Origin of the sequence: Candidatus Protofrankia californiensis (assembly GCF_900634765.1) — a bacterium.
Classification (GTDB): domain Bacteria; phylum Actinomycetota; class Actinomycetes; order Frankiales; family Frankiaceae; genus Protofrankia; species Protofrankia californiensis.
Genome location: NZ_CAAAFT010000470.1, coordinates 3,069 through 4,818, shown reverse-complemented (window position 1 = coordinate 4,818; position 1,750 = coordinate 3,069). Strand labels below are relative to the sequence as shown.

The window sequence follows — 1,750 nt, the reverse complement described above, 5'->3', positions numbered from 1 at the left end:
GTGTAGATGTGCGGGACGTAGCGCGCGGGCCGGGGCAGCGAGCCGTAGGGCAGGACGTAGGCGGCTACTCCCCGCCGGCCCAGCCAGCGGGACAGTTCCCGGACTGGCGCGGTCAGGCCCTGCAGAGTCGACGGGGTGACCCCGCGCCGCCGTCCGGCCGCGATCCACGCCTCGACGCACTCCTGGGTGGGTGCCTCCTGCCCGGGAAACTCGCCGCGGGTGAACGCGGCGAACCGCGCCAGCATCCGCTCCTCGGTGTCGTACTTGTAGCCGACGGCCCGCTTCTCCGCGACCAGCGCCATGACCGCGCCGGTCAGCGTGATCTCCGTGCTCACCGTGACGCCTCCCCGCCGGCTGGCGCGTCCGGGTCCAGCGCGCACCTGGCCAGCAGGGCCAGCGACGACTTCAGATAGACGCCGGTCGACTCGACGGACTGGTGTCCAAGAATGTCGGCGATCTGCTCGACCGGGGTGCCACCTTCCATCAAGCGGGTCGCGAGCGTATGACGCAGCGAGTGCATGCCATGGCGGCGCTGCTCACTGATCCGCACGTGTGCGACCCGGGCGTGCTTGACCAGGATCTGGTGGAGATGGTCCTGGTCAGAGAACGGGCCGATCGGGGCGACGTGCCGCACGAACACCTGCGGGCAGTCGCAGTCCGGCCGGCCATGCTGGATGTAGTCGATGACCGCCCATCCGACCTGCCTGAGCAGCGGCAACTCCACCCGGTGGCCGGTCTTGGCCTGCACCACGGTCAGCCGGTTGCCCGGCCAGTCGAAGTCGGCAAACTCGAGCCGTCTGACGTCGACGCTCCTCAACCCGAGTGTCGCGATCAGCAGGATGATCGCGTAGTCCCGTTTCCCGCACGGGTTGTCCCGGTCGATCGCCTCCAGGACCCGCGCCACGTCACGGGCATCCCACACCGACGGGATCCTGGTCTGCCTGCTGCCGCGCACCGCCGGAACCAGGTCCAGGACGGCGGCGTCGACCAGGCCGTCGGCCGCGGCGAACCGCAGCAACGACCGCACCGCGCACATCTTCTGCTCGACCGTCTTGACCTGGTAACCCGAAAGCGTCGCGACGAACGCGTCGAGGACAGCGACATTCAACTGGGACAACCCGCCGCGGGTGTCGACGAACCCGAGGAACTCCTCAGCGGTCGTTCCGTACGTCCGCTGCGTTGAGACTGAACGCCCGGCGGCCCGCAGCGACGCGTGGAACCGGGCGAGAATCCTCGCGCCGTCGCCGGTCACCTTATCGACAGACCGGGAGTAGCGGCGCAGCACCGCCCCGTGCACCGCGAAGTCGTCCAGCATCGACGCGACCCTGAACAGGTAGACATCCGTCTGCCGGAGCGTGCCCGCACGCTCCCTGGCAAAGAACCCGCACGCATCGTCGACCCACGCCATCGCCACGTCCAGGGAGAACTCCTCTACATCCCGGACGGCGAAGTACCGCTCCAACCGGCGCCAGCAGCCCCGGTACCAGACCAGCGTCGAGTCCTTGTAGCCCAGACGCTGCAACTCCACGTCCAGACTCGACACCAAAACGGATAAAGCCACCATTACGAACCGACCTCCGATCGGTGCAGGCCGGCACCATGCCGACCCGCCGATCAGAATCGTCGGCGCGTTATGTGCAGCGATCCACCCCCGACAGAGCCCGTCACCAGGCAGAACAGGCCGGCGCTGCGCATAATCCAGCGCTGTTCATTAGGGGCATCGGCGTCACCGCTGCTCGCCAACCTGTAC

1 protein-coding gene and 1 pseudogene are annotated in these 1,750 nt (G+C 68.2%); both read right to left on the bottom strand.

Features of this window, described 5'->3' with window-relative positions:
• Nucleotides 1–335: pseudogene (locus DD1DGNOD_RS24230) on the bottom strand (tyrosine-type recombinase/integrase); the annotation flags it as partial.
• Nucleotides 332–1,528 carry a site-specific integrase gene (locus DD1DGNOD_RS24225; RefSeq protein ID WP_206443404.1) on the bottom strand — a complete coding sequence of 399 codons (1,197 nt, stop codon included), beginning with the start codon at nucleotides 1,526–1,528 and terminating at the stop codon, nucleotides 332–334. The pseudogene DD1DGNOD_RS24230 and the gene DD1DGNOD_RS24225, both read right to left, overlap by 4 nt.
• Nucleotides 1,529–1,750 lie beyond the last annotated feature (222 nt).